Below are 21,188 nucleotides of genomic sequence, written 5' to 3'. Positions count from 1 at the left end.
CATTTTCGACTTCGTGAATGGAATCTTCCACTGGATTCACCACTCTTCGTTAATGGATTGTCATACCAAAATTATAATGTAATCGATTTCATTTTACCGGATATGATAACACTTTTGAAGAATTATCCATTAGAACCCTTCCACGACGTTACTTCCTTCTCCTTCCCAACACAAAAAAAACGAAGAACCTTTGTCAGGTTCTCCGTTACATTCTGCCTGTCACCACAGGCTTTTTATGGTTATCTCATATTCTTAACTATCTTATATCCTCAACTAATCCTGAATACCTTTAATGCTGCTGCCCATATCGCAACTGTCCGCTGTTGTTATTACACAATCGCAAGCGGAGAATTCTGTACAACTGACAACCATTGGCGTGCAATCAGCTCATGACCTGCTGCGGTTGGATGTACACCATCCCATAACCAGTACGCTGCATCCGCCTGTTTCAGAGCGTCATTAAATGTCTGCTGCAATGACACCCACACAGCTCCAAATTCTTCAGCAAGACCTTGGGCCAGTTTCTGATATTGACCGACATACTCTTCCCAGGCTTCCCATTTCTCCGCAGTCGCTCCAGTTCTCAGAATAAACGGCTCCATCAAAATCAGCCCCGTATCCGGCATTACTTCCCGAGTTTCTTCGAGCAAATGGCGATACGCCCGTCCGAAACGATCGGTTACCCCGCTAGGTTCACCATTCATCGTGCGCCAGGCATCATTAACCCCGATCAGGATGCTGATCAGGTCCGGTTTTAGACTAATTGTATCCTCATTCCAGCGTGCGTACAGATCGGATGCCCGATCCCCGCTGATACCTCTGTTATAGAACGTCTTATCCTTGCCCGCCAGTTCCATACCCAGTTTGCTGGAGATCAGATACGCATATCCGTGTCCGAGAAAATGATTCGGATCATCATTGCGTGATCTTCCCCCATCTGTAATCGAGTCTCCCTGAAACAATATAACGGATGGACTAGTACTCATGATTGAAATCGTTCCTTCCTCTTGTGCAAAATGGAAACACTGAACACCTCAGTCTCCATTTTATCCCTTTCGGCTACAATAGAAAATAGCGTTTTCATCACTGAGGGTCGCCATCATATGACTCTCCTAGCAATTATCCGATCCAATATCGCAGTATCATCATAGCCACAATACCGACCATTACGGTTCCAAGCAGACTGCGTGTCCAGATGGCTACTGCAATCGTAGGCAGGGAGGCCCACAGAGCTGCATTGTGCGTAATCGGCACCAACTGGTTGTCCGACATGAACAGTTCCTGACCAATCAGCGCTGCCATGACCGCTACGGGTACATACTCCAGCCAGCGTAACAACCACATCGGAATCTGTATCTTGCTGAACAGCATCAGTGGCAGTACACGCGGGATAAATGTTAACAGCGCCGAACCCATAATAATCCAGAATACATCCCATCTTACTTCCATCGTTCCATGAACACTCCCATCGTTGCCGCAATGACCGCAGCCACAATGACACTCATGCTGCCAAGTGAAGCCATGCTGGCGAAGATTACACAGACCACGGCGATAATAGCCACATTAATGTGTATTTTTTTGTTTTTGCGATGCACCAACTGGAGTACAACCAGTCCAATAAACATCGCTGGCAGGGCATAATCCAGACCCAGTCGTTCCGGGTTAGTGATCCAGCGTCCAAAGTACGCTCCCGCCATATTAGCCACGAACCAGTTCAGATATGCGGTAATATTCAGACCGTGCATCCAGCGTTCACTGAGCCTTTCTCTGCCAATTGCACGTGTCATCGCAACGCCGAAAGACTCATCGGTAAGCAGTGAACCAATCCACATATTTTTAAGCGGGGTCAGATGCCGAAAATACGGTGATACAGCTGCACTGAGCAGCAAATGACGAAGATTCACAAAAAATATGGTGAACATGATGGCTATTGCTGATCCATTCGATGCGAGCATGCCTGCTGCAATGAACTGAGCCGATCCTGCATATAAAATCAGGCTGAGCAGTGCCGTTTCCGCCAGACTCAGACCTGCGGTCATTTCAATAACACCCGCCGCAAAGCCAATACTCAAATAACCAAGCAGGGTTGGGATACAATCTTTGACCCCCTGCATGAATGTAGCTTGATCCTGGACCTCTTCCATGTTCTCCTGTCCAGATATCTGTAGTGTACTTTGGTCCAACTGCCTTACAACCCCTCTCCAATCTCAGTCCCCATAAACCGATATATATGGATGTAGATCCATCCAGGTCCACTCTTCATGAAAACAACTTCTTTGTGTATTCAACATGACCAGTTACATGTCTTATGGATTTCACATTTTGCAGAATTCACTTCACATTAATTCAGAAATATACCACAAGATGTGCACTAAGGGAGAGACAGATTACTTTTTATAGAACAGATGTAATCCTAAATACCTACAAAATCGAAAAATATTTTCGCGAAACTCATAAATTATGTTGAATAAACGCGAAATTTGTCATACGATAGCACCAGAAACTTCTGGAAAGGATGGAATGAAATATCTTTTACCAGATGGGCTTGTCCACTAGACATGAGGATGGGTTACACAGAGGGGGAATGTGTATGAAAAAAATTCGTAAACAAGGGGTCAAAAGAACAATGCAGATGAGAGAGAAACTGATTTTGTCATTTGCCATTGTATTGCTCATTCCAACCATTAGTCTGGGCATTATCTCGTTCCAAACAGCTGATGCCAAGGTTGAAGAGAAAATGTATGAGAACGCGATCAGCAGTGTTACTGTGCTCAACCAGACCATTGACCAGATCATTGGTGCAACACGCAAAAATGTTGATTTCCTGGCAAGTCAGCTGGATGCAGGCAATGTCGGACCCAATCAGGGTGACGAAACAGATACCATCCGTACCTTGCTCGACGCTTATAAGGAAACGCATGATGACGTAGAACTTGCCTCCATCGGTACCGATCAGGGTGTGTATATTAACTCCCCTGTAACTGCGGTGAACAAAGAAGGATATGACCCGCGCGAACGCCCGTGGTATCAGGCTGCTACGCAGAACAAAGATGTTCCTACCATAATCACCCCCTACTTATCAAGCAATACCGGCAATGTTGTTGCTTCGGTAGCTCAGACCTCAACGGATGGCCATGGTGTCGTCTCTGTCAGCCTATCGCTTGAAGCCCTCTCGAAGACGGTTAACTCCACGAAGATTGGCGAGAAGGGTTATATCTATATCATTGATAATGCCAATAAAATCATTGTACATCCTACCGAAAAACCGGGGACCGAAGGAACCATGGCACCCTATAAAGATATTTTTGCACAGAAAAACGGAAGTCTGACCTATACACTCAATGGAAACCAGGAACACGCCTTTTTCTCCACCAATGAAACGACGGGCTGGACCGTGGTTGGTGTCATCGACAGTGGGGAAGTGACGGCATCTGTCCGTCCGATCCTATACACCACACTTATTGTTGTAGCAATTGCAATTGCGGTAAGCTCCATTATTATTTTCTGGATTGTGCAATCAATCACCAAACCACTGAACCGCTTGGTGAAGGCATCTGACGAAATTAGTAATGGTAATCTGACCATCGAGGTTGCTGTATTAGGACAGGATGAATTCGGCAAGCTGAGCACCAGCTTCAATAAGATGAGCGAATCCCTGCGAACCGTTATTCAGGACGTGCGACACACGGCTGACGAGTTAACCGCCTCATCCACACAATTGGCAGTCAACTCATCGGAGACAACCAAAGCAACAGAGCAAGTCGCCCTGATCACGGAAGAATCCGCAGCTGGACTTGAGAAACAAACAAGCAACCTGAAACATACGGCACTACAGATGAAAGAGCTTGCTGGAGGTGTAGGACAGGTAACGAACAGCACACAGCAAGTATCCGAAGCTGCCATGCAAGCAAGTGAGCTCGCGGATAAAGGGAATGCAACCATGCAGACGGCCGTATCCGAGATGAGTTCCGTGAGTCGCTTTGTGCAAGGTATGGCAGATACTGCTGGACGACTTGAACAGCATTCCACATCCATTGGCGAGATGGTATCTGTCATTACAGATATCGCTGCACAGACCAATTTGCTTGCTCTCAATGCTTCTATTGAAGCAGCACGTGCAGGTGAGCATGGACGTGGCTTCTCCGTGGTTGCCAGCGAAGTCCGCAAGCTGGCGGAACAATCGAGCCTGTCCGGCCAGAAGATTGTAGAGATGGTCGGAGCGATTCAACAGGAAATTTCAATGGCCAATCACAATGTACAGATCGGGCAACAGGATGTAAGCAACGGCATTCGTGCCGTTCAGTTTGCAGATGAATCTTTTGCCCAGATTAGTGAGGCTGTTGGGGTCGTCAATCATCAGCTTGAGAACATTGCAGCCGCCTCACAACAGATGTCTGCAAGTACAGCCGAAGTGGTGCAATCCATTGATCAGATCCACGCCATATCGGAAACCAATGCCGATGGAACGGAGAACATCTCTGCTGCTACGGAGGAGCAAGTGGCTTCCATGCAGGAGATATCATCCTCTGCTGATTCCCTTGCCCATCTGGCTCACAAGCTGCAGAAGCTGGTTGAACAATTCAAGCTGTAATCGTTGAGCCAGAGATTATTTACACTGACACTACGATGACAGAACAACCTTCCAATCGCTGTTATCCCCAGATTTTTCGATTCCCTTTTCCATAGGGGAAAATCCGGGGATAGCGTATGCTTCCGATGTAGCTTTCTTTCAGAAAGCTTGCAGGCGAACGCTTCGCTTTTTCAGGTTTATTCTGTCCTCTCCGTTATCGTGCAAACGATTAGTTCAACTTATAAAATTAAGTAGTCTGTAATACCAAAAGCCTTTGCCATCATATTGGCAAAGGGGCTTTTGGGTTATATTTGAGTTATAAGGAACTGGCTTCTTATAAAAGGAAATGACTCTCCTATTCAGCAGATTGCTTTTTATCTCCGTGGTACCCTTGATCTCCGTAGGGCTCTAACTGTTCAAACCAGCGATTCAGACATTTGGCGAGTGCATCTTTGGAATCGTTATACGGGTTATCGTCTTGTTTCAATGTCTCCAGCACCTCAATCACAAACGCAGTCTCTCCATATTCATTCCATTCAGCCTGCAATCTTCGATTCAGATGGCTACCCATCTGTAACATAAACCGTTGTCCGTTAATGGTTTTCAGGTTCAGTGTGCTGTCGATATAAACTTTGCCGTTACGTTCATTCCGAATTTGGTAGACGCCCGCTTCCGTTTTAACTTCTTTGGCCTGTTCCTGCAATTCTTTGCGACGATTCATCTTCTCCTGCTCCCCCTTTTCTTTGCGCTCCTGTTTTCCAACTTTGGCGCTCTGTTGATCTGTGTGGCTTCCCAACCAATACTGACTGCCGTCTGGCTCACGTTCCAGCAAACCATAGTCGACGAGATACCTCCGTATTTCCACGTAATCATCATGAACTTCCTTCAACAGCTCATTGACCTGTTTCTCGGAATATTTGCGCTCTGTCTCGAATCGTTTGGCAATTTCGGTGAGCACAATATATTTATGCTTTTGCTGCATATGAAACGTCGTCAGCCGACCGCCGGTACCCTCTGGAAAATACTTGTTTAGCACCTTTTCCCGATCCTGTTCTGTAATATCAAATGAATCACGATGGATCGTATGTCCATGTCTTGTCACAGGTGACACCCATTCGGCTGGAGCCTGGGTATCCTTACTCTTGAGAAGTTCCATTAATGCCAGGAATATTTTGGCCTGCCGTTCCTTCTCCTTCAATACAAACCGATGATTCCGGATCGTGGAAGCACTCCCGATGCCAAGGGTCTTCTGTACTTCAGCATCCTTCTTGCCTTCATAGAATTGTGACAACAAGCCCCGCTGGACATCAGACAATCCGGTTACGCTTTTATCCAGCTCCAGCAAATATTCAAATACCGATCCATGAACCTTCTCAATATGCACTCGCATATAACGGGCTGCCTCATAGAGCACTCCTTCTTCAGGATAGATAATCCCTGATTCCGTCCTGTATCCGCAACAGACACATATATAGGCGGGACCCTCCTCCATGTAACCACGCTTGATCTCTTCCAATGAAGCTGTTTGCAACCAGGATTCCGATGATTTCATGTTAAAGCCCCTTTTTATCAATGTTATGGTCATTTCAACCGTATAATAATCAAATATTTTATATTTTTGTTTGTTTATTTATAGATATAATATAATTTTGTTTGTTATATGTCAATATAACGAAAAAATGTTGTGTTTAAAGACATAACGGATGCCCCGTTGTTCAACAGAAAAAAGACCGCAGGGTCGCAACCCTGCAGTCTCATCGCAGAAAGGGCATTTCAGCACCTTCCATAAGCATTTATCCTCAATCATTGTCTCATTTCAATCTCTGTTACAACTTAAACCGTTCAATCATGCTTTGCAGATCTTCAGCCATACGTGACAATGCTGCCGAAGAAGCTGCAACCTCTTCCATTGTAGCCAACTGCTCTTGAGCCGCCGCTGATCCATCTTCCGTTCCAGAGGCAATTCTGTCCGACAGAACCATTGTATCACTTACTGCCTTGTTGATATGACTCATGCCGCCATCAATCTGACGGGAAGCCGCGGATACTTCTCCAGCTTGTGCAGCCACCAACTGTACCGCAGTACGAATGTTCTGGAATGCTTCGCCCGCTTCTGTAACCATCTGCGAACTCTTCACCATACCTTCTCCCGTACGGGCAAAAGTGGATTGCACCGCATTGGTTTTCTCCTGCATCTCATGCATAAGCTCATTAATCCGCTCGGCTGAAGCGCCTGAACTGTGAGCCAGTGTCTTCACTTCGTTGGCTACAACCGCGAATCCACGCCCTTGCTCACCAGCTCTTGAAGCTTCAATAGACGCATTCAATGCAAGAATGTTCGTCTGCTTGGCAATGGCCGTAATCTCGGCCACGATCACAAGAATCTCTTCATTTTTCGCGCGCAGATCCTCAATGACCACAGACATGGCTTTGCTTTCATCATTCACCTGCTGAATATGGGTAACGGCTTCTTCTACTGTAACCATACCCGCTTCCGACTTCGTGGATGCATCCAGAGCGATACGAGCGGTATCTTCAGCACTTGATGAGATCTCTTTGACTCCAATGGACATTTCGCCCACGAGTTGACCTGTAGCAGCAAGACTATTGTTCTGCAAAGTCGTTCCCGCAGCTGCATCCTGCATCAGTTCAGCCACCTGTTCTGTGGCTTTGGATGTCTGCTCGGAACTCGCCATCAGCTCTTCAGAAGATGCCGCCAGCTGGCTGGATGTATCATGCACCTCTCCAAGCACACTACGTAGTGAAGTCGTCATCGTGTCGAAGCTTTCCCCGAGCTGTCCGAACTCATCCCGGCGCTGTAAACCTACCCGAACGGTGAGGTCCCCGGCGCTTACTTTGGATGCTGCCTGCGTTAATTGCAGCAATGGCCGGTGAATGCTGCGGATAATGAATATAAGCAGAATCAACCCGATAACCAATGCAGATGCCACAATTGTAATTGCACGGATCCAAATAGGCCTTACGGCTTCACTTGCTTCGGAAGGAACCATCTCACCAACAATTTTCCAACCTGTCACCGGATTGGTGAAATACACTGCTTCCACTTCGTGACCATCATATGTATACTTCACCGTTCCACTTTCCTTCGTATACATCTCATTAATGTAGCTTTCATCCGACTGTGTACCGGATCCAATATTGTAGTGGAACAGGAATTTACCTCCGTTATCCAACATGTACAGTTTGCCTTCTTTACCAATACGTATCTGATCAACGGATTCTTTCAGATGATTGAGGCTGACATTGGCCCCAAATACCCCTTTGCCATCAGCCAGCTTGGCGGCAACCGCTACAACCCATTCACCTGTCGTGGAAGACTGGAATGTATCCGAGATTACAGGTTCGTCCTGAGACATACCCATCGTATACCATGAACGTTCACGCGGATCATAATTCTGTTCCCCGGAATCAGGAGATTTCATCCAGCTACCATCTTCCGCACCTGCGGTGAGTACACCCAGTTCCTTATGATTCTGAGACATCCGATCCATCTGCCTTTGCAGTGCAGGGGATTTATTAATAATATCGTTTGAAGTAATACCCGCCGCCATTTGCGCTGCGTTATCCTTCTCCATATCCAGCATTTCATTTATCTGCAGACTAAGCATTTCTGTTTTGGCCTGTGCGGAACGAATAATTTCCAGCTTAACCTGGTCAGCAGCTTTTTGATAAGACAACCAACCAACAGTAATGCTCGGTACAATCAGGAACAGGAGCAATGCAGCGATCAGGCGTTTTTTTACGGTTAAAGTAAACCAATTTCGAATCCTTTTCTTCATTTAACTATCCCCCATCATAATCTTCACCCATCCTTTTATCGGACAATCGCTGTAAAAATATTATGTATCGATACTAAATTAGTACAAATTTAATCTTTTCGGTCAGGTTAGATGAACTCACCTTATCCTTCTATTCGTTTTGACCCCCTTAGCGAGATCGTTTACAATGCTCATAAGCTGGCTATTCATGAAACGATTGGAAGGAGAGGATTCAAATCTTACGCAAGTCAAATGAAAGACAACGTATTTCCACGGTATATTCATCCATGTTCCGCATTCTGTTGGCGCTCATCCTGTGCGCAGGCCCGATTCTGGGACAAGCTGGTATTACGACATCCGCAGCGCAGGCAACGCAAGCAGTTCACATTGAAGTGAATGGTGAGCAACAATCCTGGAAGAACGCACCACTTATCATCAAAGGTTCAACGTTTGTTCCACTGCGGGATGTGGTCACATCGGTTAAAGGCACGTTGAAATGGGATGCTCGCACCAAGACAGCTACCGTTAACGTTGGCAGAGACAAGCTGATCCATCAGGCTGGCAGCAACTCCATTAAGGTTAACCAAGTTGATCTGGCTACAGGTGTGAATTCACGTACCGTTAACGGTACATTGATGGTCCCTGTCCGGGCCATGGCTAATGCAATCAAGGCAGACATCAAGGTCCAACGCACAGCCACGGGTCAGATGAGTGTAAATATGGTCACTGATCAGGTCAGCCTGCTGAACAGCGAGGTTGCCAGCGTGGATACATATCTGCGCGAGATCAACTATCCAGGTATGGCGCTGATTGCCCGCGATGGTGAAGTTCTGCTAAGACAAGGCTACGGACTTGCCGATGAACAGACGCTGAATCGCCCGGATCAGAAGACCCGAATCGCATCGCTGAGCAAATCCTTCACGGCCGCGTCCATTCTGAGTCTCGTGGAGGAGGGTAAGATTAATGTGCAAGATCCAATCTCCAAGTATATCTCGGGTATACCGAAGGGAGATCAGATCACACTGCATATGCTGTTATCCCAGACTTCAGGCCTGCCATCCGCATTTGGTCGGAGTGAAGGAACTTCTATGGAAGAGACTGTAGAAGAGATTCGTCACAAAACGCTGAAGTTTGAACCAGGGAGTGCCTATCTGTACAGCAACAGCGGTTATGTTTTGCTCGCATACGTCGTTGAACAGGTATCCGGTATGAGTTATGCCGATTATGTGCAGCAGACGATATTGAAACCACTTGGCATGAAAAATTCGGGAGAGGCCTCCCGTAAAGTGCACACGATTAGTGGTTTTGTTCAAGAAGATAACGCATGGGTAACTGCGCCTTACTATGTGTCTCAATCGGGATCAGGAACCATCTATTCCACGGTGGACGATATGCTGAAATGGGATCGTGCGTTGTATACGGACAAGATTCTAAGCCAGGATACGATTGAACAGATGTATGAGCCTTACTCCGATAAAAACTATGGCTACGCCTGGATTCTCAAAGAGAATGGCACCAACCGTACCGTCTTCCACAACGGTAGTGGTGGCGGGTTTGCTACAGCCTTTTCACGTAATCTGTCCGATGATATCACCATTATCCTGCTCGGCAACCACGCAGGTATGGACATGACTTCACTTTTGGATGAAGTTGAAACTAAAACAGCAGCAACACTGCAATTGCAATAATCCATAATTAATCGTTTATACAGCACAAAGAGACGGTCCTTTAAAGGATCGTCTCTTTGCTCTGTATATGTTCTCATTTTAACGACTCACACTTCCGTTTCGCTCAATCCACAATTCATCTCTTCTTCATCCTGCAAAAGGCAGATTAACTCATATTCTTATTACTGTCTAGGAGACATCCGCTCTTTCATCATCTGTCTGCTTTAATGTTACAGGAAGTTTCCCCGCAAAAGGAATGTGCCCCATCAACGCCTGAGCGACGCTATCCATGGCAAGTGGCCGGCTCTCGTAAGCCGCTACATAGACCTGGGCATCCGGAAGCGCCAGCAGATCATAGGGGCTTCGCAATGCCACAACAGCCAGCGGTTTGCCCAATTGCTGTATCCAACCAATCAGCCTGCACTGTGGATCGCCGGAGGAGCTTCCCGCATTGTAGGTCCCCACCACAATCTGCCGAATGTCATCTGCTTCCGCTGCCTGAAGCAGACGTGCGGAACGAATGGCGACTTCTTCGGGCGTGACCATCAGATCGACAACATCCAGACCATAAATGGATAAGGCTGATCCCAAGGTGAATGTCTGATTCAGATGTTCGTCAGCAATTGTCGTCACGGACGTGGCAATCGTTATGACCAACGTGCGTTCCGGCTTTAAAGGCAGCATATTCAGCTGATCGCGCACCAGTGTGATACTATTCTCGCTAATACGGCGGGCAACCTCTTGGTGTAATGAACTGTTGCGCTCCGACGGACTGGATAGAGCAGGAGCGTTGAATGCCTCTGGCAATGATGCATTCGATACTGCAATATTCACTTCCTCATCACCTGCACCACCCGTTTCACTCTCCAGTAAACCACGCTTCGCCTTGTACATCAGTAAGCGAATCACCGACTCATCAATACGTCTCTCGCTGATCCGCCCGCTCCTCACAGCTGCTAACAATGCTTCAAATGCCTCTGCTTGAAGCTTAGCCGTATGGCTAATTAACACCAGATCTGCCCCGGCCTCTACCGCCATTACGGCTGCATCGACAGTGCCATAGTTCACGGCAATGGCATCCATCTCCATGCAATCTGTCACGATCATGCCCTCATAACCCAGTTCCTGGCGAAGCAGACCGCTTAATACGGTTTGCGATAGCGTTACGGGCAGACGCTCTGGCTCCAGTGCAGGAAAATAAATATGCGCCGACATCATGGCATCGACACCTTCGGCGATAGCGGCTCGGAATGGAATCAACTCCAGGCGCTCTACCCGTTCACGATCATGAGTGATGATCGGGAGGTCCAGATGGGAATCGGTATCCGTATCCCCATGCCCCGGGAAGTGCTTGGCTGTCGCTGCAATTCCAGCGTCCTGTATTCCCGCAATGGTTCTGGCCCCATATTCTGCAACCGATTGTGGAGATTCGCCAAATGATCGTACACCGATGACCGGATTGGCCGCGTTATTGTTCACATCCAATACCGGAGCAAAGTTCATGTTAATGCCCATGGACTTCAGCTCCAATCCACTGATATATGCCGCCTGATATGCATCGTCAATGGAACCGGCAGCGGCAATGGCCATTGGTCCAGGCATCAAGGTTATCCCTTCGGTAATTCGAGCAACCATGCCGCCCTCCTGATCAATGGATATCCAGAGCGGCACATTACCACTGCTTTTGGCAATCTGTTGTAACCCTGACGATAACCGCTCTACCTGCTCTGGCGACTCAACGTTGCGCGCAAAGTAGATTACGCCACCAATTGGATACTTTCGGAGAAAGGGTTCCACATCACCAACAGCTTCAGTGCCATGAAAGCCACAAAGCAGCATTTGCCCGACTTTCTCACGCAAGGTCATCTGTTTCAGCCTCGAATGGTATAACTCTTTTGGCCCACTCATTTCATGCCTCCCCCCGATAACAAACATCCATTCATTCATATAACAAAAACGGCTTTCGCCGCTCCTTCCATTCCGCTGCCTGTACATTCCACGCATCCATTAAACGAATGAATTCCGCGCGGTCATGAATCGTTTCCCTGACTTCCTTACCCCCTGCCAGCAGGTCGATAAAGTACCTTGAACCCGGCTCTGGTGGCTCCAGCCAGCAGAATTGCTCCGGATAGAGTGAAACCAGTTCATGCAAAAGCACCAACCCTGTCTCTACCGCCCGGAATTTCCGGCTGTCCGTTACAAAAATCCTTACGCCACCACACAGCTCACCTGCATGTTTGGAGAATGTTGGGGACATGTACACTGGATGCACATGCACACCTTCCAGTTTGTATTCCCGAAATCGTTCCGCCAAACGTTCACCCTCAACCCAGGGGGCCCCAATCCACTCGAATGGGCGGGTCGTGCCCCTGCCCTCCGATACATTAGTACCTTCGAACAGGCACGTACCCGCATATACCCGCACACTGTCCAGCGTGGGCATATTGGGAGAGGGTAACATCCAGGGAAGCCCACAATCCGCATACTCCATGGAGCGCTGCCATCCTTTCATGGCAACCACGTCCAATTCGCAAGGTACATCCATCTCGCTGTTGACCATCAGGGCGAGTTCACCTACCGTCAATCCGGTACGTACAGGTACACGCCAAGCGCCAACGAGTGATTCATACCCCGCGTTCAGCACACCGCCTTCCACAACGTTTCCACCCAGCGGATTGGGACGGTCCAGAATCAGCATGCGTTTGCCCGCTCCAGCGCAGACCTCCATCATATGGAACAAGGTTGAGGCATACGTGTAATAACGGATACCCACATCCTGAATGTCGAACAGCACTGTATCCACTCCAGCCAGCATTGCAGGCGTAGGTTTCTTGTAATCTCCATATAGGCTGAACACCGGAATGTCCAGACGTGGATGAAGCATGTCTCCGAATCTGACACCCGCCTGAAGCTCTCCATCCAGTCCGTGCTCACAGGCATAGAGCGCTGTAAGCTCGGCATTAGCCAGTCCGGCGCACACATCTATTGTCGATACAAAATCCGCTGTAATACCAGTCGGGTTTGTAATTAGACCGATTCGATTACCTGTTATCCATGGATGCGATAACCCTCTGGACAGAAGATCAACTCCCGTTTTTACAGCCGGGATCTGCTCGGTCCCATTCAACTGACCCATCACACATTCCCCTGGCTGACCCAGCCTGTATGCTGGTGATCATTACCGCCTGTTACGACAGGCTCTTCTGCAGGCTCCAACACATTAAGAGCAACCTTATGCTGATAGACGGCAAACATACCTCCAAACAACGCTCCGAAACCAACGACAGTCAGCATCAGCAGAGCCGTCAGGCACATGGCCTGAAAACAAGCGCCCATCGTGTACCCCGGGTGACGGAAGAACAGCTTTACACTTTCCCCCATCGCCTGAACGATGCCCATGTTTTTTTGTAAAACAAGCTGCCAGGTATAGAACTGTGACATCAGCGCCATGAGAACAAAGAACGTCTGGAATACACCCACTGCTGTGCCTGTAATTCCACCCTGTCCGCCGTAATACCACCAGGTTGACCATAGAATGAAGCCAAGCACCGCGAAAAGCACCCCCACCGACACTCCAGGGATTACTCCCTTCAATGTTCCGACCCAGATATCCTTAAGTCCATTACGCCGTTCCTTACGTTTCAATCTGTGATGTACGGCATAACAGACCCCGAACAGGATGGGCATATATATCAAGGCCAGAAGCAGTATAGCGATCGGCAGCGGAGCAAACATCAGAATGGGAACCAATACGATGGAACTAACGACACTGTACAAGGCCACCGAAATAATATCCCGATAGATTTCCGCACCCGACTTGATCAATACTTCACTCAGCTTACGCATGTTTATTCTCCCTTCTATATAAGTTGGACTAAACATTTACACGATAACGGAGAAAACAGAACAAACCTGGAGAAGCGAAGCGTTCGCCCACAAGAGCTGTCTTAAAAGGGCTCCCCATTTCGGTTGGCTTGGCCGCACCACCGGTCAGTATGTTGTACCAAACTTGCAACGTGCTAACGAATTTACCGCACCTTAAACGACGAATTTTCGAGGCATGCCAATTGTAACGAACTTCAGTGCCGTTATTTCGGTACAAATAAGGCGTCAGAGCCTAAAAAACAACATCTTCGAGTAAATAACGTCTCTGCGATTCGTTACATTTCAAACCGGTGCAAATGGGAGCCAATAATAATACACATTCAAGCTCATTGCTTTTAGAACAGCCCCGCCTACTCCCGTCCAATCGCAAGCTCCGTCTCTGGATCAAAAAAGTGCGCCTTACGCAGGTCCAGTACAAAATTTTTGTCCATACCTACATAAGCATGTGTTTCCGGATGAACTTTAGCCGTAACGGTACGGGTACCGGAATGGAAATACACCAAATTCTCGGAGCCCAGATGTTCTACAACCTGAACTCGCGCCTGCAGCATGTGGTCTGTCGGGATATTCGGAGCAACATCCTCACCAAAAATATGCTCTGGACGCAGCCCCATAATTACCGGCTTGCCTTGATGACTCTTAAGACGAGCGAGTACATCTGCTGGCAAGGTGAATGATGCTCCCTCGATGACAACCTGCGTGCCTTCAATCCGTGCATCAATGAAATTCATCGCCGGGGAACCGATAAATCCGGCAACAAACATATTCCGCGGACTCGCATACAGTTCTTTTGGTGAAGCCACCTGCTGAATATCTCCATGATTCATGACCACGATGCGTTCCCCAAGTGTCATGGCTTCTACCTGATCATGCGTCACGTACACAATCGTGGCACCGAGACGTTTATGAAGCTCTCCCAACTCCACCCGCATCTGCACCCGCAACTTGGCATCCAGATTGGACAGTGGTTCGTCGAATAAAAACACCTGCGGATCACGGACGATCGCCCGTCCCACCGCCACACGCTGACGCTGACCACCAGACAGCTCGCGTGGTTTGCGCTCCAGCATCGCTTCCAGTCCAAGAATGGAGGCCGCATTCTGCACCTGTTCATCAATATAGGACTTTGGCTTTTTCAGATTTTTCAGGCCAAAGGAAAGATTCTCACGGATGGTCATATGCGGATAAAGTGCATAATCCTGAAACACCATCGCGATATCCCGATCCTTCGGATGCAGATCGTTAACAAGCCGGTCACCGATCACAATATCACCGCTCGTTTGCTTTTCAAGTCCGGCAATCATCCGCAGTGATGTTGTCTTGCCACAGCCCGAAGGACCCACAAACACTACGAATTCCTTATCTTCTATAACAAAGTCCGAGCCGGCCACAGCCGTGAACGTCCCTTTATGATCGTCTTTGAATTCTTTGCGCACTTGGCGAAACTCCACGCGTGCCATAGGTAGATCCCCCTTTACGTTGTCGCTTGTCCTGAACTAAAAGTTAACCTTTTACCGCACCGATCGTAATGCCCTGCAGGAAGTAACGTTGCAGTGAGAAGAACAGAATGATCATGGGCAGAGCACCTATGGTAGCCCCGGCCATCATTGCGCCGAAATCCGTTGATTCGGCAAATACAAACGAGGCCAGCCCTACCTGAATGGTCCGCATCTCGTTGGAATTGGTAATGAGGAACGGCCAGAAAAATTCATTCCACGAAGCTACAAATGTGAAAATTGCCAGCACCGCGATTCCCGGCTTTGCCATCGGCAGAATGACTTTCCAGAAGATGCCGAACTCGCTGCATGCATCGATACGCGCCGCATGGATCAGTGATGTGGGCAGCGTGGACATGAACTGTTTCATCAGGAATATGTTCCCTACGCTGACGGCAGCAGGCAGAATAATAGCTGTATAGGTATCCCCCAGGTCAAATACATTGACCATCAGAATATACAAAGGAATTAGCGTCACCTGTGCCGGAATCATCATGGTCCCGAGCAGGGTCCAGAATACCGCCTGACTACCCGGAAATTTCAGTTTGGCAAATGCATATCCCGCCAGGGAGGCGAAGAATACATTGGTTACGGTCAGAATGATCGAGATGAGCAGCGAGTTGTACAGCCAGCGCCAGGCATCGGTTTTGGCAAAAAAGCGCTCATATGGTGATAATGACAATTGCTCCGGAATCATCTGTGGTTTAAACGAAGCCGACATTGCGCTATCCTGCACCGAACCAACGAGCATCCAATACATCGGAATAACCGTCACCAGCGCCCAGACCACCAGCAGAATGGATGCAACAACGAGCAGTATCTTTTTCTGTGTTGATTTCATGAATTTTATTCACCCCCGGATGCTTAATGCAACGTGCTTAATACTCGATATCGCTGGAGAAATATTTGAACTGTATGACGGAGATGACTATGATGATAATCGCCAATACGAACGACTGTGCCGAAGCTAATCCGAATTCATAGAATTTAAATGCCGTCTCGTAGATCAGATACGCGATTGTAGTTGTCGCAAAGTTTGGTCCACCCTGTGTCATCAGATATACCGAGATAAACACCTGGAAGGATGTAATAACACCCGTGACGAGCAGATATAGAGTCGTTGGTTTGAGTAGCGGCCATGTAATCTTGCTGAACTGGGTCCAGCCGCTGGCATGATCAATATCCGCCGCTTCGTACAGCGATTTCGGAATACCGCCCATGGCTGCCAGATACAGAATAATGCCCGCTCCGTGTGATCCGAGCCAGTTCATTAGAATGAGGGAAAAAAGTGCCGTTCCCGACTGGCCCAGCCAGATCACCGGATCAAGGCCAAACAAGCCGAGAAAACGGTTGAGCAGCCCCGAATCGGTAGGATCAAAGATGGCCAGCCATACAATGGAGATGGTTACCCCGGAGGCTACCGCAGGCAGATACATGGTAGCTTTGAAAAAAGTCTGCCATTTACTTTTCATCTGATAGATGAAATAGGAAAGTACAAATGTAATGAGAATATTGACCGGGACTGTGCCAACAGTGAAGATCACCGTATTTTTGATCGACTTCCAGAACGTCTCATCTTTCACCAGTCGCTCATAGTTGTCCAATCCAACCCACGTCGAATTCATAATGTTGTATTTCTGGAAGCTCATAATTAGAGCCGTAAGTACTGGATACAGCGTAAAAATGAGAAACAGCAGGACAGGCGCCAAAATGAACAAATACGCCCACCCGTAGTCTCGCCAAAACCGGGCAACCCGGGAAGTCCGGGGCACTGACGGTTTTGGCGCAAGGGCGGTCTGCATGGCGAATCCTCCTCTCCTAATCAATGTGGTTTTGCGTTATGTTTGATGGTCCGAGTTATTGTCCAAACATCTGCTGGCCTTTGTTCTTGAAGTCTTCTGCGATCTGCTCCGGTGATTTTTCTCCCGAGAACAGCGCCTGGATGTTTGGCTTCACAACTTGTTCCTTGAATTGTTTTTGCTGAGATGCTTTGTCGATATCCAGTTCCAGTACAACCGGCATAGCGATATCCTCTGCCATGACTTTCGCAGCAGCCAGATTATCCGGTTGACCAAGCTCTTTTCCTTTAAACAGTTCCACTTGGGATTGTCTTACGAATGGGAGCGCCAGTTCATTGGCCGAGTTCCCTGCTTTGGCACCGCTAAGCGCCTCCATCACCAAGAACGTATTTTTGGCATGTTGCTCACCTTTGTCCTTCTTCTGTTTGAAGGCTACATACCCTTCGCCGCCCATTGTTGTGGCCGCAGGTTGATCATCATTATGCGGTACAGGCAACAGGACAAAATCAATCTTCTCTCCCTGCACCTTGCCATCATCGATGTCCTTGTTGCGGTTCTGAATCATCACATCATAATAAGGAATCGCTTTGGAGATGATCGCCGTTTCCCCCGCGTAGAACATATCCGTCCGTTTCGCTGGAGCGAGAGCCGCCGTTTCCTTCGGCATATACCCTTGATCCATTAGGTTTTTGATAAAAGAGAGGGTGTCCAGAATGCGACCATCATTCCATTGGAACGTGCCGTCTTTATCAAGAACATCAATCATCCCGTTGTTCCGGGATAACATTTCAATGAAGTCGAGCGAAGTACCATCCGTAACCAACGCATACTGCTTAGCCCCGCCATCGAGCGTTTTGGTCAACTTGGCCGCGGCATCGTTGAATTCGGACCAGGTCCAGCCATTTTGCTGAATCGATTTCCAGTCAATGCCCGCTTCATCCAGAATGCGTTTGTTACCACCCCAAGCCCATTGGAATTGATATAAAGGAAGTCCATACTGTTTCCCCTGAATCTGGCCTAACTCAAGCGTACCTGGCAGGTAGTCGTCCTTGATCTCAGGTGTCAGGTAGCTGTCCAGTTCAAGCCCCAGCCCGGTATTCACATACGTACCATCTACACTATGGAAATACAGATCCGGCGGGTTCCCGGCATTCAGTGCGACATCGAATTTTTTGGGGCCTTCCGCCCAGGAGAGCATTTCCGTCTTCACGGTAATGTTCGGGTGTTCCTTATTGAAATCAGAGATTAGATCCTTCAGTTCATCTTCATATGTGCCATGTACAGGATAGGTCCATACCGTTACCGTATCATCGGCATTCGGGTCATCCGAAGTAGCACCTCCGCTATTCCCACAGGCAGTAACCAAAACCATCATCAACAACATTGCCCATACTAGACCCTTCTTTTTCATCCCTTCATCTCCTTTGCATGTCATCATCCGATTCTTTCATTGCCTAACCATGCTACCCCTTTGTGATCGTTCGGCCTTCAAACGCCATCCACCTATACACGCGGCAGTAAGGAAAAGCACCTCCCCTGTAGATTGGGCCTGCCAGTCGCAGGCTAAATCTCTTAAATGCAATATTAACGTCAACTTAATTGACATTAACAGTATTAATTCCTTCCAAAATTGTAGATTGAATTCATTATATGAGTTATAAAATAAAAATTCAACATTATTTTTTATTATAAAATTTAATTTTACTTTTTCTTTTCATGCAACTATACTATGTAAAAAGAAAACCCAAGCAAGCGAGGTGAGCCACTTTGCGAGTATATGTAGGTGTAGATGGAGGCGGTACCAATACTGATGCAGCAATCATTTCTGAATCTGGTGAAATTCTTGCCCGACTCAGCGGCGGTCCCACGAATCCTCACAGCGTATCAACTGAACAGGCCATTTCCGAACTGCAACGAGTGCTGGAACAGCTATTTAATCTAATCAGTGATTTATCGACAAATTGTGAGGGTATATGTCTTGGTATGTCAGGTGTAGACGCGATCCAAGAACGGCAACTTATAGCCGAAGTAGTAAATAACTATATGAAGAGTCGTAATCGACAAGTATCAGAAGACTGTCCAGTCTGGGTTGTATCCGAAGGAGAGATTGCTCTGATGGCCTCTCTCGGACATACGCACGGTGTATTGTGTATCTCTGGAACAGGTTCCATCGTGTACGGATTTACGCGGGAAGGCGAGCGATACCGTGCAGGAGGCTGGGGTCATCTGCTCGGAGATGAGGGGAGCGGCTATCGTATTGGGCAGCGTGCACTCCAAGTGGTTATGCAGAGTTATGACGGTGTTCTTCCTCCAACCTGTTTAACCCCGCTTCTTCTAAAGAATCTGAACCTTCGGGATATATCGGAGCTAAAGACGCGAGTGTATCAGACGGATTGGGGCAAAACCGAGACCGCATCCATCGCCCGCCTAGCTATAGAAGCTGCTGAACTCGGAGATGAGGCCGCACGCGCACTGATCATTGACGAAGCCTCACAATTGGCGGATACCGCCAAGGCGCTGATTGCCCGTCATCCCGAATTTGCATCCACTCCGGTTGTCCTGTCCGGATCACTGTTTCGATACGCTACACTTTTCCGAAATACATTTATTCAGAAGTTATCGGGATATTATGGAGAGTTGGACTTGGTATATCGTGAAGATGGCCCCGCTCCAGCGGTTGGCGCAGCACAACTGGCAAAAAAACGCTGTTCCCTGAATGAATCATTTTAAAAGAGAGAAGGAGGCCATACAGATGAATCACATGCTGAATTCACTAATAACAGAACAACCCAATCCACTAACGGATCATATAGATGAATTGCCTTCGGCAGAAATTATGGAGCTAATTAATAAGGAAGATCAACGGATTGCGGAGCTCATTCAGCCCCTCATTCCGGCCATTGCTCAAGCTGCGGATCGGATCTTGGAGGCGTTTCAGTCTGGCGGGAGGCTTTTTTATGTAGGCGCAGGTACCAGTGGACGATTAGGAATACTTGACGCTTCGGAATGCCCGCCTACCTACGGAACCCCGCCCTCCATGGTGCAGGGTATTATTGCAGGGGGATTCCGGGCAGTGAAGGACCCGGTTGAAGGTGCTGAAGATAATGAGGAGTTGGGAGCTGCGGACCTTGATGAACATGGCTTAGACAAAAACGATGTCGTGGTTGGCATTGCAGCCAGTGGACGAACGCCGTATGTGCTCGGTGCGATGAGACACGCCAAGGAGATCGGGGCTACGGTGATCAGCCTGAGTAATAATGCAGGCACGCCGATGACTCTGTTGGCTGATGTAAGCATTGAGGCTGTTGTCGGCCCAGAGGTTGTCATGGGTTCAACACGTATGAAGGCAGGCAGCGCCCAGAAAATGATTCTGAATATGCTCACCACTACCGCCATGATTCGTCTGGGCAAGGTTTACCGTAATTTCATGGTTGATCTGAACCCTTCGAACGAGAAGCTTGTCCATCGGGCCAAACGCATGATCCATCTGGCAACCGGAGCAAATGAAACGGATATTGAAGAGGCTTTTACCGGTGCAGACGGTCATGTAAAAACGGCAATCGTCATGCTGATGGCAGGCGTGGACGTAACAGAAGCCCAGCACAGGCTTGATCTGGCTGACGGATTTGTCCGCAATGCTATATCCGGTAAATAACGCAGGTGGCTATGGTTAAACACGAAGGAGCCCGACATTGGTCTGGGCCCTTTTTTTGATTTTTTTATGTCGCACGAGTATGTTCAATCTATTAAAAAAATCCCCACCAGCGCGGACATACAATAAATCTGGTTTTTGCCCGTCTTTTCCCAAATCATCTATATCTTTATTCAAATGAAATAGAATATGAACGATATAAATCTATATATTTATTATAAATTATGGTAGAATTCTTTTATATATGGTAGAAAGAGGTGATTATTGGTTATAAATTGGATTCGTTCGCATTGATATGGTTTTTTAGTTGTCTGTCTATTTTAAAAAAGAATATTGGAGG

Annotated in this window: 16 protein-coding genes; 4 read left to right on the top strand and 12 right to left on the bottom strand. The window is 47.8% G+C overall.

Features of this window, described 5'->3' with window-relative positions; genetic code table 11:
* Window positions 1-329 precede the first annotated feature (329 nt).
* From BS614_RS05340 to BS614_RS05330, 3 genes are all read right to left on the bottom strand, one after another.
* The gene (locus BS614_RS05340) at window positions 330-986 is read right to left on the bottom strand and encodes an SGNH/GDSL hydrolase family protein (protein WP_074093154.1); all 657 of its coding nucleotides are present in this window, start codon (window positions 984-986) and stop codon (window positions 330-332) included.
* A 133-nt stretch (window positions 987-1,119) separates the two neighbouring features.
* Window positions 1,120-1,449, bottom strand: a complete 330-nt coding sequence (locus BS614_RS05335; protein WP_074093153.1) for an AzlD domain-containing protein — start codon at window positions 1,447-1,449, stop codon at window positions 1,120-1,122.
* Window positions 1,440-2,144, bottom strand: a complete 705-nt coding sequence (locus tag BS614_RS05330) for an AzlC family ABC transporter permease (RefSeq protein ID WP_036673217.1) — start codon at window positions 2,142-2,144, stop codon at window positions 1,440-1,442. The genes BS614_RS05335 and BS614_RS05330 overlap by 10 nt, the downstream gene beginning before the upstream one ends.
* A gap of 446 nt (window positions 2,145-2,590) precedes the next feature.
* On the opposite strand from BS614_RS05330, the gene BS614_RS05325 reads away from it, so the two are divergent.
* The gene (locus BS614_RS05325) at window positions 2,591-4,591 is read left to right on the top strand and encodes a methyl-accepting chemotaxis protein (protein ID WP_074093152.1); all 2,001 of its coding nucleotides are present in this window, start codon (window positions 2,591-2,593) and stop codon (window positions 4,589-4,591) included.
* A 334-nt stretch (window positions 4,592-4,925) separates the two neighbouring features.
* Here the strand turns inward: BS614_RS05325 and BS614_RS05320 are convergent, their stop codons facing one another.
* Window positions 4,926-6,122 carry a DUF2087 domain-containing protein gene (locus tag BS614_RS05320; RefSeq protein WP_074093151.1) on the bottom strand — a complete coding sequence of 399 codons (1,197 nt, stop codon included), beginning with the start codon at window positions 6,120-6,122 and terminating at the stop codon, window positions 4,926-4,928.
* Between the two features lie 274 nt (window positions 6,123-6,396).
* On the bottom strand, window positions 6,397-8,370 hold the full coding sequence (locus BS614_RS05315) for a methyl-accepting chemotaxis protein (protein WP_074093150.1): 1,974 nt from the start codon (window positions 8,368-8,370) through the stop codon (window positions 6,397-6,399).
* Between the two features lie 266 nt (window positions 8,371-8,636).
* Here BS614_RS05315 and BS614_RS05310 point away from each other — a divergent pair, with 266 nt between their 5' ends.
* Complete coding sequence (locus tag BS614_RS05310) at window positions 8,637-10,037, top strand: serine hydrolase domain-containing protein (protein ID WP_074093149.1); 1,401 nt, start codon at window positions 8,637-8,639, stop codon at window positions 10,035-10,037.
* A gap of 168 nt (window positions 10,038-10,205) precedes the next feature.
* On the opposite strand, the gene nagZ is transcribed toward BS614_RS05310, so the two are convergent.
* The 7 genes from nagZ to BS614_RS05275 all read right to left on the bottom strand — a co-directional run bounded on the left by nagZ (window position 10,206) and on the right by BS614_RS05275 (window position 18,607).
* Window positions 10,206-11,924 (bottom strand): beta-N-acetylhexosaminidase, encoded by a 1,719-nt coding sequence (gene nagZ / locus BS614_RS05305; protein WP_074093148.1) that lies wholly within the window; start codon window positions 11,922-11,924, stop codon window positions 10,206-10,208.
* A gap of 31 nt (window positions 11,925-11,955) precedes the next feature.
* Window positions 11,956-13,152 (bottom strand): exo-beta-N-acetylmuramidase NamZ family protein, encoded by a 1,197-nt coding sequence (locus BS614_RS05300; protein WP_074093147.1) that lies wholly within the window; start codon window positions 13,150-13,152, stop codon window positions 11,956-11,958.
* A complete protein-coding gene (locus tag BS614_RS05295; RefSeq protein WP_074093146.1) occupies window positions 13,152-13,862 on the bottom strand; it encodes a hypothetical protein in 711 nt (236 codons plus the stop codon). Before BS614_RS05295 ends, BS614_RS05300 begins: the two co-directional genes overlap by 1 nt.
* 389 nt (window positions 13,863-14,251) lie before the next feature.
* A complete protein-coding gene (locus BS614_RS05290; protein ID WP_074093145.1) occupies window positions 14,252-15,361 on the bottom strand; it encodes an ABC transporter ATP-binding protein in 1,110 nt (369 codons plus the stop codon).
* A gap of 43 nt (window positions 15,362-15,404) precedes the next feature.
* Window positions 15,405-16,238: a carbohydrate ABC transporter permease gene (locus tag BS614_RS05285; RefSeq protein ID WP_017691096.1), complete on the bottom strand. Its 834-nt coding sequence runs from the start codon at window positions 16,236-16,238 to the stop codon at window positions 15,405-15,407.
* Between the two features lie 37 nt (window positions 16,239-16,275).
* Complete coding sequence (locus BS614_RS05280) at window positions 16,276-17,199, bottom strand: carbohydrate ABC transporter permease (protein ID WP_074093144.1); 924 nt, start codon at window positions 17,197-17,199, stop codon at window positions 16,276-16,278.
* A gap of 55 nt (window positions 17,200-17,254) precedes the next feature.
* On the bottom strand, window positions 17,255-18,607 hold the full coding sequence (locus BS614_RS05275) for an ABC transporter substrate-binding protein (protein ID WP_074093143.1): 1,353 nt from the start codon (window positions 18,605-18,607) through the stop codon (window positions 17,255-17,257).
* A 356-nt stretch (window positions 18,608-18,963) separates the two neighbouring features.
* Between BS614_RS05275 and BS614_RS05270 the strand changes: the two genes are divergently transcribed.
* Window positions 18,964-19,926, top strand: a complete 963-nt coding sequence (locus BS614_RS05270) for an N-acetylglucosamine kinase (RefSeq protein ID WP_074093142.1) — start codon at window positions 18,964-18,966, stop codon at window positions 19,924-19,926.
* 22 nt (window positions 19,927-19,948) lie between these two features.
* Window positions 19,949-20,851 (top strand): N-acetylmuramic acid 6-phosphate etherase, encoded by a 903-nt coding sequence (gene murQ / locus BS614_RS05265; protein WP_074093141.1) that lies wholly within the window; start codon window positions 19,949-19,951, stop codon window positions 20,849-20,851.
* Window positions 20,852-21,188: the final 337 nt, after the last annotated feature.

This window comes from Paenibacillus xylanexedens (assembly GCF_001908275.1).
GTDB lineage: Bacteria > Bacillota > Bacilli > Paenibacillales > Paenibacillaceae > Paenibacillus > Paenibacillus xylanexedens_A.
This window is presented reverse-complemented; position numbering and strand designations above follow the sequence as displayed.